The sequence below is a fragment of the Aquabacterium sp. genome, assembly GCF_035476535.1.
Taxonomy (GTDB): domain Bacteria; phylum Pseudomonadota; class Gammaproteobacteria; order Burkholderiales; family Burkholderiaceae_C; genus Pseudaquabacterium.
This window is the reverse complement of record NZ_DATILJ010000188.1, coordinates 1-14,041: the sequence shown is the minus strand read 5'-3', so window position 1 is coordinate 14,041 and position 14,041 is coordinate 1. Positions and strand designations below refer to the sequence as shown.

Below are 14,041 nucleotides of genomic sequence, written 5' to 3'. Positions count from 1 at the left end.
GCTGCGGCGGGTGCTGGCCGGCGGCGGGCGGCTGCTGCTCAGTGGCGAAGCGGGGCTTGGCAAGTCGCGCCTGCTGCAGGCGCTGAGCGAGCCGGCCAGCGGCGCACCGGCGCGGCTGCTGCACGGCAGCGGCCCGTTGATGGCCGCCGGCCGGCCGGGCGACGCGCTGGTGCCCTACGCCGTGCTGGCACGCCTGCTGCGGGCGCTGCAGCAGCGCCTGCCGCAGGCGCTGGCCGCGGCACCGCCGGCGCAACTGGCGCCGCTGCTGCCGGAGCTGGCGGCGGCCAGCGCAGCGATCGCGGCGCGCGCGCCACCGGCCAACGCGGCGCGCGATCCGCTCCTCAACACCGGGCGCGAACCGCTGGTCAGCGCGGTGCTGGCCGTGCTGCGCGCAGCGATGGCGCCCGGCGCTGCCGCCGCCGGTATCACCGGCATCGTGCTCGACGACCTGCACTTCGCCGACGAGGCCACGCTGCAGCTGCTACCCGATCTGGTGAGCGGCCAGGGCGATGGACCCAGCAGCGCCTGGGTGCTGTCGCTGCGGCCGCCAGCCGAGGGCTCGGCGCAGGCCCGCCTGGTCGCTGCGCTGGGCACCGCCACGACGCTGGAGCCGCTGGCGCTGCAGCCGCTGGGCGATGCCGCGCTGGCCGAGATGGTCGATTCACTCGGCCTGCCCGGCGTCAGCGGCGAACGGCTGGCGCCCCTGCTGCGCGCCCGCAGCGGCGGCAACCCGCTGTTCGCGCTGGAGACGCTGAAAGCCGCCTGGACCGAGGGCCACTCGCTCGAAACCGGCGCGCTGCCACGGCCGCGCAACGTCGGCCAGCTGATCGATGCCGCGCTGATGGCGCTGTCGCCGCAGGCGCTGCTGCTGGCGCGAGTGGCGGCGATCGCCGGCATCGATTTTTCGGTCGAGCTGGCCGCTCATGTGATGGGTCAGGGCCCTTTGCAGCTGGCCGATGCCTGGGCCGAGCTCGAAGCCCGCCAGGTGCTGCGCGGCAGCCACTTCGCGCATGACCTGGTGCTGGAGAGCGTGTTGGCCGGCATCCCCGAAGTGCTGGCCCGCCATGCCCACGGCACCGTGGCGCTCTGGCTGGAAGGCCAGGGCGGCGAAGGCACCACGCCCTTCGGCATGCAGGTGATCGAACCCGCGCGCGTGGCCGCGCACTGGGAAGCCGCCGGCCAGCGCGACCGTGCCCTGCCCGGCCTGCGCGCCGCCGCCGCGCGGGCCCATGCCGCGCTGCGGGAGCCTGAGCGCGTGGCCTTCCTGCTGCGCGCGGCCGACATCGCCGAGACCCAGGGCCTGGCCGACGAGGCCTTCGGCCTGGTCACCGAAGCCGTCGAGGCGCACATGAACACCGTGCGCGATGCCGGCGGCCTGCCGCTGCTGGACCGGCTGGACCGCCTGGCCGCCACGCCGCGCCAGCGCGCCCGCGCTGCCGGCCACCGCGCCTGGTACTGCAGCACGCTGGGCGACTGGGCCGGCGCCATCGAGGTCGGCCACCAGGCGCTGGCGCTGTGCGAAGCGATCGAAGACGCCGAACTGCTGGCCTCGACCTCGCAGCGCCTGGGCACCGCGCTGGCCATGGCCGGCCGTTTCGACGAAGCCCTGCCGCGCCTGCGTGCCGCCGAAGCCTGGGTCGACGAACATGCCGGCAGCAATGCCGCCACCGAGTTCCTCGGCAACGTGGCCGCGGTGCTGGACAACCTGGGCCGGCCGGCCGAAGCGCAGCCGTATCACCTGCGCGTGATCGAGGCCACGCGGACCCGCGGCGACCACAGCTTCCTGGCCACCGCGCGCGCCAACCTCGCGGTCTGCCGCCTCAATGCCGGCGATGTGCCGGGCGCGCGCGAACAGCTGGCGCTGGCCCAGCAGCTGATCACCAGCTACGAGTTGAAAGGCGCCAGCGCCGGCTTCATCGCCGCGCTGCAGGCCCAGGCGGCCCGGGCGATGGGGCGTTATGTCGAAGCCCTGCTGTGGTGCGACAGCGCCGAGGCCCTGCTCGCCGGCACCAGCCCGGGCTGGCTGCCGGTGGTGCACATGCACCGCGCGCAGACGCTGCTGGAGCTGGGCCAGCCGGCGCGCGCGCAGCAGGCCCTCACCGCCTGCGAAAGCGGCGCGTTGCCGGGCCGGCTGCAAGCCCGCCACGGTTGGTTGTGGGCCCGGCTGCAGCAGGCGCTGGGGCAGGACGCGCAGAGCCTGCTCGACACCGCGCTGGCCCAGGCGCCGACCACCGGCTGGCCCGAACTGCGGCTGACGCTGCGCATCGAAGCGGCCACGCTGCTGGCACCCGGCGAACGGGTGAGCGAATTGCTGTCGGTGGCCGACACCGCGCTGCAGCTCGGCCTGCAGGGCGTGGCGCTGGCCGCGCTGCTGCGGCTGGCCGCCCATGCCGAAGACGCCGGCGTCGCACAGGACGCGGCCCAGGCCGCGCTGGCGATGGAGCCCGGCATCGAAGCCAACGGCCTGTACCGCGGCGAGCGCTGGCTGGGCCCGGCGCGCGCGGCTGCCCGGGCCGGCCGGGCCGACAGTGCCGCTGCATTGGCGCAGGCCGGCTGGTCGTGGGTGCAGCAGACCGCGGAGCAGCAGGTCCCCGAGGCCTTCCGTGATGGATTTCTGAACCGCCAGCCGATCAACCTGGCATTGCGGCGATTGTTAACGCCGGCGTAACGCCCCCTCGCCTACAAAGCTGCATGCGAGCCACCGTGCCCGCGCCCAGCCCCCAGGAGAGGACCCATCATGTTGCACGCCACCCTGGTCGACCTGCCGATGGACACCGACAGCGCGCAGGACCCCGGCCTGCTGCTCGAACGCGAAGACCGCGCCGCGATGGCGCTGCTGCGCCTGGTGGCGGCTGCCGCGCTGGCCATCGGCGTGCTGGGCCTCGCGCTGCGCCTGCTCTCCTGACCCCGATCCGCGAAGCCTGTCGTCGGCAGCGAAGCCAGGCTTAACGGTCGCGTAACGCCTCGGCCCCTACAAACGCGGCTCCGGCGATGCCTCTTGCGGCACGTGCGGATAACGCGATGCCCCAGGAGGACCCGATGAGCACGACGACGATGACCAGCGACGCCATCAGCACGCCGACCGAACAGCTGCTGCGCGACTACCAGCGCGAGGATCGCCGCATCCAGTGGCTGCTGCGCGGCATTGCCGCCGTGGCGCTGGCGCTGGCGCTGCTGTCGGTGAGCGCGCTGGTTTGAGTCGGCCCGGGCCGCCATCGGCGGCTGTGCCCGGGGAAGCGTCGATCGCTTGAACCGGTTTGTCGGCATCGGCTGCACCCTGTCGGCCTGCCACGGCAGCGCATCTCATCGGCCTGCGAGCAGGCAAGCCTGTTGCGTACAGTGCAAGCCATGCTGTTCCACTGCCCGCCCTGAGCCGCCATGCCCGCCCTCTCTCCCGGATCCCCGTGGCCGGACCGCTGGCAGCGGTTTTCAAGCGCCTGCATCAAGGGTTTCCACGCCTATGCCAACTGGCTGGTGAGCATCACCTGGCGGCGCTTCGTGCTGCTGTCGGTGGCGCTGATGGTGACCGTCGCGATCCTGCAGGAACTGCCGCCGTTCCGCTGGAAGTACACCGAGACGGTGTCCGGCATGCCGCGCGTCGTGCAGATGCCACAAGCCCCCAAGCCGCCCAAGGCGCCAGTGGCGCCAGTGGCGCCGAACGAGCCGGTGGTGAAGATCGACAAGCCCAAGGGCGAAGGCGACACCAGCGGCGTGCAGATCTCGATCGACGAACGCGGCGTGCGCATCACGCCGCAGCGCAAGGGCGCGGCGTCAGCGGCCTCGGCCGCGTCTGCTGCTTCGGCTGCCAGCGCCGCCGAGGACACGCCGATCGTCGACATCCGCCTGCCCGCCGGCAGCAACAGCGAAGCGGTGCGCGAGGCGGTCGAAGAAGCCCGCCGCACGATCAAGGAGTCCATCGACCAGGCCCGCGAGGACGCCCGCCAGGCCCGTGAAGACGCGCGCCAGGCCGCCAAGGAGGCCGCCGAGGCGGCCCGCGATGCGGTGGCCGAAGCCAAGGGCGCGGTGGTGATGGTCGACGGGCCACGCCAGCAGACCCGCGTGGTGCACCTGGTCGAGTCGCTGCCGCAGTGGGCGATGCTGTGGATCCTGGCCTCGGCGGTGATCAAGACGACCTACAAGCGCCAGATCCAGGCCGAAGCGCAGGCCGCGCAAGCAGTGGAGACCGCCGAGGCCGAAGCGCTGAAGCGCCAGGTGGTGGAAGCCCGCATGGCGGCGATGCAGGCGCAGGTGGAGCCGCATTTCCTGTTCAACACGCTGGCCTCGATCGACCACCTGATCGAGGTCGATCCCAAACGCGCCAGTCAGATGCAGAAGAACCTGATCGCGCTGCTGCGCGCCAGCATGCCGACGATGCGCGAGGCCAACGATGGCGGCGTGCGCGACCTGGGCCGGGAACTCTCGGTGATCCGGCCCTACCTGGAGATCCTGAAGGTGCGCATGGAAGAGCGCCTGTCCACCACGCTGGACGTGCCCGAAGGCCTGCTGTCGGCCGAGTTCCCGCCGATGATGATGCAGACGCTGGTGGAAAACGCCATCAAGCATGGCCTGGAGCCCAAGCCCGAAGGCGGGCACCTGGCGGTGAAGGCCGAGATCGTGCACGGCAAGCTGTCGGTCAGCGTCAGCGACACCGGCCTGGGCTTCGGCCGCGCCGCCACCGCCGGCACCGGCGTGGGCCTGGCCAACATCCGCGAACGGCTGCAGCTGCTCTATGGCGCCAAGGCCGGCCTGACGATTGCCGAGAACCCCGGCGGCGGCACCCGCGCCACCATCACCGTGCCCTACAAGCCCGTGGAAGGAGCCCACGCATGAATGCTGTCGTGCCCTATCAACCCCAACCCGTGCGCACCCGCCGCCGCTGGGGCTGGCTGCTGCTGGCGGCGCTGCTGCTGAGCGCGGCCTTGATCATGACGCTCGGGCTGTTCAACACGCTCGGCGCCTTCGACGAACTGCACAGCCTGCCGGTCACCGTGGTGATCGACGGCGACGAGGTGGGCAGCGGTTTCGACCTGGCCTCGATGTCATCGGCGCACAAGGCGGCGATCTTCGTCGGCGTGCTGCTGACGGTGCTGATGGTGGCGCTGATCGTCACCGTGGTGGTGCCGGTGACGCTGCTGGTGGTGGCCGCGGTGGTGCTCGTCGTGCTGCTGGCGGCAGTCGGTGCGCCGCTGCTGGCAGTGGCGCTGGTGATGACGCTGATCGCCTCGCCGCTGCTGGCGCTGGGCGCGCTGGTCTGGCTGTTGCTCCGCTCGTCGCGGCGGCGCGCGGCGGCCGCAGCGCCGGCGCCCTCGGCTACGATCCGCGAATGAGCATCGACACCGCCGCGCCGCCCGCCCACCCTTCCGGCGCCGAGCCGGTCCGCGCCGTCATCGCCGACGACGAGCGCCTGATGCGCGAGCAGTTGCGCGCGCGGCTGGCCGAGGTCTGGCCTGAATTGCAGATCGTCGCCGAAGCCAAGAACGGTCTCGAAGCGGTGGATCTGGTGAACCAGCACCGGCCCGACCTGGTGTTCCTGGACATCCGCATGCCCGGCCTCACCGGCGTCGACGCCGCGCGCCAGATCGCGCAGTTGGAGATCGGCGACGACGAGTCGCTGCCCGAGATCGTCTTCATCACCGCCTACGACCAGTACGCGGTGGAGGCCTTCGAACAAGGCGTCTGCGACTACGTGCTGAAACCGGCCGAGCGTGAACGGCTGCAGCTCACCGTCTCGCGCATCAAGCAGCGCCTGGCCACGCGAGGCACGCCCGAAGCCGACACCGCACCGCCGGTGCAGCAGCTGCTGCACAAGCTGGCCGCACAACTGAACCCGGGCGCCGCACCGCGCTACCTGGAATGGATCCAGGCCACCGTCGGCCAGAGCATCCAGATGATCCCGGTGGCCGAGGTGCTGTTTTTCATCAGCGACGAGAAGTACACCCGCGTGCAGACGGCCAGCACCGAAGCGCTGATCCGCAAGCCGATCAAGGAGTTGATTGACGAGGTCGACCCGCAGGTGTTCTGGCAGATCCACCGCTCGACGCTGGTCAACGTCAAGGCCATCGCCGGCATCAGCCGGGATTTCCGCGGCCGCCAGATCGTCGCGATCAAGGGTCATCACGAGAAGCTGGAAGTCAGCCGCAGTTACACCCACCTGTTCAAGGGCATGTGACCAGGCGCCGCGCCGCGGCGACAGATCGGGAGACACACCGCCTAACTCCACGGATGGAGGGCATCGGGATGCGGGGCTTGACGGCCGGCGTACACCCGTTGACGATGGGCCTCGCAGCCCTGTCAAAGGCCCCATGAACCTTGGAGACCGCCTGTCGACGAAAGTGCTGGCACGCGTGGGCGCGTTGCTGGTGCTGGCGATCGTCGGCATCACCGCGCTGGCCTACCGCAGCAGCTTCGACAACGTGCTGCGCGCCACGCTCAGCGGCCTGCAGGACACCGTGGCCAGCCAGGCCCGGCACGACAGCGACACCTTCTACGCCGCCCAGCAGGACACCGAACAGCTGCGCCGCGAATGGCTGCGCCGGCTCGATGCGATGGGCGACACCGACCCGCAGGCGGCCTTCGATCGCTGGTTCGCCAAAGGCAGCGACGGCGTGCTGCGCCAGCGCCCCGAGCTGGACGAGCCGGCGCGCCACCCCAGCCTCTCCGTGCGCACCGGCGTCAACCTGGATGCCGGCATGCGGCGCCAGGTGCTCAGTGCCTTCGAACTGCTGCGCGAATGGGGCCCGCCGCTGACGCAGCGCCAGCACGCAGTCTCGATCGAGCTGCCCGGCGTCGCGCTGATCACCTTCTCGCCGAGCGTGAACCGGGGCGCGCTGGCCGATGCGTCGCCCCTCCAACGCGACGACTCATCGGTGCGCGACGCGTCGCCCGAACGCAACCCCGGCCGCGGCAACCACTGGACCGCCCCCTACCTGGACGAGCGCTTCGGTCTCTGGATGGTCTCCATCCGCACGCCGGTGGACCATCAGGGCCGATGGATAGGCACCACCAGCCAGGACCTGCCGATCGACACGCTGCTGGCCCGCGTGCGCCTGCCCGGCCCCGACGGCAGCTACCAGATGCTGTTCAACGAGCACGGCGAACTCATCGCCCACCCGGCGCTGATGGAGCGCATCCAGGCCGCACGCGGGCTGCTGCGCATCGATGGCGCGGCCGATCCCGCGCTGCAGGCCATCGCACAGGCCCTGGGCCCGCCGGACGCCGCGCCGCCCGGCGAGCCGACCCGCATCACCCACACCGCCGACGGCCGGCTGTACCTGGCCGCCGCGACGATCCAGGGGCCGCAGTGGCAGCAGGTGGCGGCCTATCCGCGCCGCGCCGTCGAGCAGGCCGCGCAGGGCATCGCGCGGCAGGTGCTGGCCGCCGGCGCCGCGACGCTGGTGGCGGCCCTGCTGTTGCTGGCCTGGCTGGTGCGCCGCATGATCAGCCAGCCGCTGCGGCGCCTGAACCTCGCGGTGGATACGCTGCAGGCCGGCAGCGTGCCGCCGACCCATGCCGCGCGCGGCGGGGAACTTGGCGCCCTGTCCGACGCCTTCGACCGCCTGGCCCAGGCCATCGCCGAACGCGACCGGCGCCTTCTGCGCAAGGCCGAGCAGTTGCAGCGCGAAGGGCTCGAGCGCGTCGAGCGTGAGCGCCTGATCCGCGAGATGTCGCACACCATGCAGTTGTCAGCCGATGCCGCCGAACTGGGCCTCTGGACCTGGCAGCCGCAGGCGGACGTACTGCACTTCGATGCGCAGATGTCGCGACTGCACAAGCTCTCGCCGCACCCTTGTCAGATCGACCTGTCGGTATGGATGCGGCTGGTCGGCGACCCGCAGCTGACGGGCTCCGCGCACCCGCTGGCGCAGCTGCGTGATGCCGCTGCGTCCGGCCACCGCGGTACGCTGAAACTGCAGCTGCATGTGCCGGCCGGCCCGGCCGCGCTGGCCGACGAGGGGCCGCGCTGGCTGAGCCTGCTGGCCCGGCTGCAGCCGGCCACGCCGGGCGAACCGGCGCGCTGGTCCGGCGTGGCGCTGGACATCACGCAGCGCGTGCTCGATGAAGAGCGCATCCAGCGCATCGACACGCACGACGCGCTGACCGGCCTGCCCAACCGCGCGCAGATGCAGCAGGCGCTGTCGGCCCTGGTGACGCAGGGCACACCGGCCGCAGTGCTGTTCATCGACCTGGACCGCTTCAAGCATGTCAACGACTCGCTCGGCCATGGCGCCGGCGATCAGCTGCTGATCCGGATGGCGCAGCTGATGGCCGGCTGCGTGCGGCCCGGCGACCTGCTGTCGCGGCTGGGTGGCGATGAGTTCGTGGTGCTGCTGCCGAAGACCGACGACGAACCCACAGCCACCCGTGTCGCGCAGCGCATGCTCGATGCGACGGCCAGGCCGGTGGAGATCAATGGCCACCCGCTGCACTGCACGCCGAGCATCGGCATCGCGCTGCACCCACGCGATGGCCAGGACCCCGCCACGCTGGTGCGCGCGGCCGACATCGCGATGTACGAGGCCAAGCGCCTGGGCCGCAACCGGCTGGCGCATTTCCGCCCGATGATGACGCGCGATGTCGAAGCGCTGCTGGGCCTGGAAGTGGAACTGCGCCGCGCCATCGAGCACGGTGAGTTCGAGCTCTGGCTGCAGCCCAAGATGCGGCTGCATGGCGACCAGCGCACCGCCGGCGCCGAAGCCCTGCTGCGCTGGCGCCGGCCGGGCCAGGGCATCGTGCCGCCTTCGGAATTCCTGCCCGCGGCGCAACAGCGTGGCCTGATGGGCGAGCTGAACCAGCATGTGCTGGAAACCGCCTGCACGATGCTCGCCCGCTGGCATGCCGAAGGCCGGCAGCCGCTGCCGCTGGCGGTGAACCTCAGCGCCGATCACTTCACCGGCATCCACCTGGTGTCCGAACTCGCCGCGCGGCTGGCGCGCCATGGCGTGCCGGCCAGCTGGCTGCGCTTCGAGATCACCGAATCGACGCTGCTGCAGGAGGATCCCGGCGTGATCGAGCGCATCCACGCGCTGCGCAGCATGGGCGTGCAGATCGCGCTGGACGATTTCGGCACCGGCTATTCATCGCTGTCCTACCTGGACCGCATCCCGGTGGACGAACTGAAGATCGACCGCAGCTTCATCCAAGGCATCCGCGGCGATGCCGGCGCGACGCCGCTGGTGCGCGCGATCGTCGGCCTGGGCAAGGGCATGGGCTTGACGGTGGTGGCCGAAGGCGTGGAATCCGCCTTGCAGGCCGAAGTGTTGCGCGACCTGGGCTGCGACCAGGGCCAGGGCTTCCACTTCGCGCGGCCGATGCCGGCCGCCGATTTCGAGCGCTGGATGGACCAGCGCCCTGCCCTTCACTGACTCGTCTGAGTTTCGTCCTTGGGCGCTTCGGTCGGGGCCGCAGGCGGCGCCACCGCCGGTGGCGGCGTTTCGGCCGGCTGCAACTGCGCAGGATTCGCTGGCGTGGGTGTCGGCTCGGCGGGCATCGTGCGCTGCGGCCGCGCGGTCTGCGGCGGCGCCGGCGTGGGTGTCGTCAGCTTGGGCGTCTCCACCGGGTCTGCCTTGTTCATCTTGTCGATCGGCTGCGGCGCGGGTGGCGTTGTTTCGGTCGGTGCGTCCGACGGCGGGATCACCGGTAGATGGGCCTGATCCGTCGCGGCCACCACCGCATGCTGGTCCGCGGCTTCATGCTTGACGGCGTAATTCAGCGCCGCCACCGACCCGAGGGCGACGACCACGATGCCGACAACGGGCCAGCCGGCCCAGCGCCGAGGTCCCGACTCCCAGGGCGGCATGGTCCGGTCTTCCAGACTCGGGCTCGACAAGGGGGCGCCCGGCGGCAGTTCGGGGCGTGCGGCGGGATCGCCGTAGGGGGGAAGGTGAGGTGTGTCCATGACGCCAAGCTTCGGCCAGGCCGCAGGCCGGCGCAGTCAGCACCCGCGATGCCTGCCCATCGGCATCCGCCGATGCGGCTGTCAGCAAGCGACTACAAGCGTCAGGGCGGCGGCGGCACGGCGGCACGGGCCGCCAGCTCGGTGCGCAGGCGCTTGAGCCGCTCCCGCGGATCTTCCTTGACGGTGTTCTCGTTCAGCTTCATCTCACCGATGAAGCGGCTGGGAATGCCCTGCACCGTCTCGCGGCCCTTCTTGCGCCGGCGCAGGGTGGAGACCACCAGCGTCGATCGGGCGCGGGTGATGCCCACGTACATCAGCCGGCGTTCTTCTTCCAGGCGCTGCGGCGTCATCTCCTCGGCGTCGCTCTTGAACGGCAGCAGCCCTTCGTTGATGCCGGCCAGCAGCACATGCGGCCATTCCAGGCCCTTGCTGGCATGCAGCGTCGACAAGGTCACCACGTCCTGCTCATCACCGCGCTCGGCCAGGCTGATGATCACGCTGATGGTCTGTGCCACCTGCAGCACGGTCTGCTTCTCCGTCTCGAAGGTACCGCCCTCCTGCGTGATGACTCCGCCACAGCGCTTGGCGATCCAGTCGACGAAGTCCATCACGTTGGACCAGCGCGAGGCGGCGAGCTTCTCGCTGTCCTCGCTGTCGTACAGGTGCTGCTCGTAGCCGATGTCCTTCAGCCATTCGAGCAGCAGCGCCTTGGCATCCTCGCTGCCCTGGGTGTGGCGGGCACGATGCTCTAACTCGTTGATGTAGCGGCCAAACTCATGCAGCGAACCGATGGCCTTGGCGCCCAGTTGCGCGGCCAGCGTGTCCGAGAACAGCGATTCGAACAGGCTGCGTTTCCACTTGCCGGAGAACTCGCCCAGCTTGCCCAGCGTGGTGTGGCCGATGCCGCGCTTGGGCGTCGTCACCGCGCGCAGGAAAGCCGGGTCGTCGTCCTGGTTCACCAGCAGGCGCAGCCAGGCGCAGAGGTCCTTGATCTCGGTGCGGTCGAAGAAGCTCTGGCCACCGGACACCTTGTACGGGATTTGCGCCGCACGCAGCTTCTGCTCGATCACCCGCGACTGGTGGTTGGCGCGGTAGAGCACCGCGAAGTCGCTGAAGTTGGTCTGCCCGCCCTGCCTGCCATCGGCCAGCGCACCGCCCTGGCCGCGCAGGCCCTGGATGAAGGCCACTGTGCGTTCGGCCTCGTGCTCTTCGCCGTCGCATTCGAGCAGGCGCACCGGGTCACCATCACCGAACTCGCTCCACAGCTTCTTCTCGAACAGCTTGGGGTTGCCGGCGATCACGTTGTTCGCCGCGCGCAGGATGTTGCCGGTGGAGCGGTAGTTCTGCTCCAGCGGAATGACCTTCAGGCGCGGCCAGTCCTGCGGCAGACGCTTCAGGTTGTCGATGGTCGCGCCGCGCCAGCCGTAGATGCTCTGGTCGTCGTCGCCCACCGCGGTGAACAGGCCGCGCCGGCGATCGTCTTCATGGTCGACCAGGGCCTTGAGCAACTCGTACTGCACCGAGTTCGTGTCCTGGTATTCGTCGACCAGCACATGGCGGAAAGTGTCCTGCCACTTGGCGCGCGCTTCGGCGTCGCGCTGCAGCAGCTTCAGCGGCAGGCTGATCAGGTCGTCGAAATCCACCGCCTGGTAGGCCGCGAGGCGCTCTTCGTAGAGCTTCATCACGCGCGCGGCCACCTGCTCGTCGTCGTCCTTCGCGGCGCGCAGGGCGCCGTCGCTGTCCAGGCCCTGGTTCTTCCACAGGCTGATGGTCCATTGCCAGCGCTTGGCCATTGCGTTGTCGGTGCAGCTGCCGGCGTCGCGCAGCACACCCAGCACGTCGTCGCTGTCGAGGATGGAGAACTGCTCCTTCAGCCCGAGCCGCGTGCCGTCCTCGCGCATCATGCGCACACCCAGCGAATGGAAGGTGGAGACGGCCAGATCCTTCGCCGCGCGCGGGCCGACCAGGCCCTTGGCGCGCTCGCGCATTTCCTGCGCGGCCTTGTTGGTGAAGGTGATCGCCGCGATCTGCTTGGGCAGCAGCCCGGCCTGCAGCAGCCGCGCGATCTTGTGCGTGATGACCCGCGTCTTGCCGGAGCCGGCGCCGGCCAGCACCAGGCAGGGCCCGCTCAGGTGGTGCACCGCTTCGAGCTGGGCAGGGTTCAGTGTCGCGGGAGCATCGGCCATGGCAAGGCGGTTTCGGCGGCCGGAGGGCGGGCCGCAGTCAACGCAGGGGAAAGGCCGGGATGATAGACACTGCGGCCGCGGGCGCCGCGGCCGGCGGATCCGGCGCAGCGCGTCCTGGTCGGGATATCGACGGCTCACCGGCCGGACTTGAGCCGGGCCGCGCACGGCACACTCGGCCGATGCACGAGCTTCCTGCTTTGTCCCGCCGCCAGCTGCTGGCGCTGGCCGCACCGCTGTTCATTCGCGACGCACGCGCGGCCGACGTGCCGCGTTTCACGATGGGCGTGGCCTCCGGCCAGCCGCGACCCGATCGCCTGGTGTTGTGGACACGGCTGACGGGCATCGACCTGCCCGACAGCGTGCACGTGCAATGGGAGCTGGCGCATGACGAAGCCTTCCAGCGGATCGCCGCACGCGGCACGGAAAGCGCGGAGCAGGCCTGGGCGCACAGCGTGCACGCCGAGCCCGGTGGCCTGGCGCCGGACCGCTGGTACTTCTACCGCTTCAGCGCCTTGGGGCAGCGCAGCGCCGTGGGCCGCACACGCACCGCGCCGGCGGCCGACGCACCGGCGAAGCTGCGCTACAGCATCGCCAGCTGCCAGCGCTGGGACCATGGCCACTATGCCGCCTGGGCCCACATGGCGCGGCAGGAACAGGACCTGGTGCTGTTCCTGGGCGACTACATCTACGAATACGGCTCGCCCGCCAACGCGCTGCGCCTGCACGACGGCCCGCTGCTGCGCACCCTGGCGCAGTACCGCGACCGCTACGCGCAGTACAAGAGCGACCCCGCACTGCAGGCCGCCCATGCCGCCTGCCCCTGGCTGCTGGTGTGGGACGACCACGAGGTCGAGAACGACTACGCCAACCAGCGCGGCCAGACGCTGCAGGGCGAGGCGATGCTGCAGCTGCGCAGCGCCGCCTACCAGGCCTACTGGGAGCATCAGCCCTTTCCGAAAGCCTGGCGCCCGAACGGACCCGACATGCGCATCTACGAACGCTACGACTGGGGCCGCCTCGCGCGCATCCATGCGCTGGACGACCGCCAGTACCGTGACCCGCAAGCCTGCATACCGGCCTGGCGCAGCGGCGGCGCGACGACTGTGCAGGCCCGCGATTGCCCGGAATTGCAGGACAGCCGCCGCACACTGCTGGGCGCCGCGCAGGAGCGCTGGCTGGACGAGGGCTGGGACGCGCAGCGCCCCTGGAACCTGCTGGCCCAGCAGACGCTGATGGCCCGCGCCAGCAGCCGCGCGGTGGGCGGGCCCGACAGTGGCAGCGACACCAGCCGCGATACCGGACGGTACTGGACCGACGGCTGGGACGGCTACGCCCCCGCCCGCCGGCGCCTGCTGGCCAGCGCCGTCGATCGCCGCGTGCCGAACCTGGTGGTGCTGGGCGGCGACGTGCACGCGCACTACGTGGCAGACCTGAAGACCGATTTCGACGATGCCAAGTCACCGGTGATGGCCAGCGAGTTCTGCGGCAGCTCGATCAGCAGCCACGGCGCCGCGCAGTCGCGCGTCGACGAGATCCTGAAGCACAACCTGCACCTGCACTACGGCCGCTCGGACCAGCGCGGCTACATCGCCTTCACGCTGGACGAGCGCCGGCTGGACGCGCAGCTGATGGTGGTGGCGCAGCCGCAGGATGCGGCGAGCCCGGTGCAGGTGGCGGCGCGTTTCAGCGTCGAAGCGGGGCGGCCTGGGCCGCAGCGGGCCTGAGCTTGCAGAAGCCGCTGTGGCAGCCGAGGTGGCTGAGATACTCCCGGCGCCATGCAAGCGATCCTCGCCGTCACCATTCCGTTCTTCGCGCTGGTGCTGGCGGGTTACCTCGCGGCGCGCCGGCATGTGCTGCCCGAATCGGCGATCCCGGGGCTGAACGCCTTCGTGCTGTATTTTTCGCTGCCCTGCCTGCTGTTCCGCTTCGGCATGAACACACCGGTGCTGCAGCTGCTGAA

11 protein-coding genes are annotated in these 14,041 nt (G+C 70.8%); 9 read left to right on the top strand and 2 right to left on the bottom strand.

Annotation, left to right across the window (positions count from 1 at the left end):
- From VLK61_RS18560 to VLK61_RS18530, 7 genes are all read left to right on the top strand, one after another.
- A partial coding sequence (locus VLK61_RS18560; protein ID WP_325423108.1) for an ATP-binding protein occupies positions 1-2,668 on the top strand: 2,668 nt, incomplete at its 5' end.
- A 69-nt stretch (positions 2,669-2,737) separates the two neighbouring features.
- Positions 2,738-2,905, top strand: coding sequence for a hypothetical protein (locus VLK61_RS18555; protein ID WP_325423107.1), 168 nt, complete (start codon positions 2,738-2,740; stop codon positions 2,903-2,905).
- Positions 2,906-3,039: 134 nt separating this feature from the next.
- Entirely contained in the window at positions 3,040-3,198 is a 159-nt protein-coding gene (locus VLK61_RS18550; protein ID WP_325423106.1) for a hypothetical protein, read from the top strand.
- Positions 3,199-3,378: 180 nt separating this feature from the next.
- Positions 3,379-4,830 carry a sensor histidine kinase gene (locus VLK61_RS18545; protein ID WP_325423105.1) on the top strand — a complete coding sequence of 484 codons (1,452 nt, stop codon included), beginning with the start codon at positions 3,379-3,381 and terminating at the stop codon, positions 4,828-4,830.
- Complete coding sequence (locus VLK61_RS18540) at positions 4,827-5,327, top strand: hypothetical protein (RefSeq protein WP_325423104.1); 501 nt, start codon at positions 4,827-4,829, stop codon at positions 5,325-5,327. Before VLK61_RS18545 ends, VLK61_RS18540 begins: the two co-directional genes overlap by 4 nt.
- Positions 5,324-6,169, top strand: coding sequence for a LytR/AlgR family response regulator transcription factor (locus VLK61_RS18535; protein ID WP_325423103.1), 846 nt, complete (start codon positions 5,324-5,326; stop codon positions 6,167-6,169). Before VLK61_RS18540 ends, VLK61_RS18535 begins: the two co-directional genes overlap by 4 nt.
- A gap of 133 nt (positions 6,170-6,302) precedes the next feature.
- Positions 6,303-9,362 (top strand): bifunctional diguanylate cyclase/phosphodiesterase, encoded by a 3,060-nt coding sequence (locus VLK61_RS18530; RefSeq protein ID WP_325423102.1) that lies wholly within the window; start codon positions 6,303-6,305, stop codon positions 9,360-9,362.
- On the opposite strand, the gene VLK61_RS18525 is transcribed toward VLK61_RS18530, so the two are convergent.
- Together VLK61_RS18525 and VLK61_RS18520 are read right to left on the bottom strand one after the other, a co-directional pair.
- Positions 9,356-9,895, bottom strand: coding sequence for a hypothetical protein (locus tag VLK61_RS18525; RefSeq protein WP_325423101.1), 540 nt, complete (start codon positions 9,893-9,895; stop codon positions 9,356-9,358). The genes VLK61_RS18530 and VLK61_RS18525 overlap by 7 nt on opposite strands.
- A 101-nt stretch (positions 9,896-9,996) precedes the next feature.
- Positions 9,997-12,081: an ATP-dependent helicase gene (locus VLK61_RS18520; protein WP_325423100.1), complete on the bottom strand. Its 2,085-nt coding sequence runs from the start codon at positions 12,079-12,081 to the stop codon at positions 9,997-9,999.
- A 179-nt stretch (positions 12,082-12,260) separates the two neighbouring features.
- Between VLK61_RS18520 and VLK61_RS18515 the strand changes: the two genes are divergently transcribed.
- Positions 12,261-13,805, top strand: coding sequence for an alkaline phosphatase D family protein (locus tag VLK61_RS18515; protein WP_325423099.1), 1,545 nt, complete (start codon positions 12,261-12,263; stop codon positions 13,803-13,805).
- A 51-nt stretch (positions 13,806-13,856) separates the two neighbouring features.
- Positions 13,857-14,041 (top strand): AEC family transporter (locus VLK61_RS18510; protein WP_325423098.1); only part of this gene is annotated, 185 nt, incomplete at its 3' end.

Excerpts from the sequence above, each read along its gene's own strand:
- VLK61_RS18555 (WP_325423107.1), top strand. The coding sequence starts at position 2,738 with ATGTTGCACGCCACCCTGGTCGACCTGCCGATGGACACCGACAGCGCG.
- VLK61_RS18550 (WP_325423106.1), top strand. The coding sequence starts at position 3,040 with ATGAGCACGACGACGATGACCAGCGACGCCATCAGCACGCCGACCGAA.
- VLK61_RS18545 (WP_325423105.1), top strand. The coding sequence starts at position 3,379 with ATGCCCGCCCTCTCTCCCGGATCCCCGTGGCCGGACCGCTGGCAGCGG.
- VLK61_RS18540 (WP_325423104.1), top strand. The coding sequence starts at position 4,827 with ATGAATGCTGTCGTGCCCTATCAACCCCAACCCGTGCGCACCCGCCGC.
- VLK61_RS18535 (WP_325423103.1), top strand. The coding sequence starts at position 5,324 with ATGAGCATCGACACCGCCGCGCCGCCCGCCCACCCTTCCGGCGCCGAG.
- VLK61_RS18530 (WP_325423102.1), top strand. The coding sequence starts at position 6,303 with ATGAACCTTGGAGACCGCCTGTCGACGAAAGTGCTGGCACGCGTGGGC.
- VLK61_RS18525 (WP_325423101.1), bottom strand. The coding sequence starts at position 9,895 with ATGGACACACCTCACCTTCCCCCCTACGGCGATCCCGCCGCACGCCCC.
- VLK61_RS18520 (WP_325423100.1), bottom strand. The coding sequence starts at position 12,081 with ATGGCCGATGCTCCCGCGACACTGAACCCTGCCCAGCTCGAAGCGGTG.
- VLK61_RS18515 (WP_325423099.1), top strand. The coding sequence starts at position 12,261 with ATGCACGAGCTTCCTGCTTTGTCCCGCCGCCAGCTGCTGGCGCTGGCC.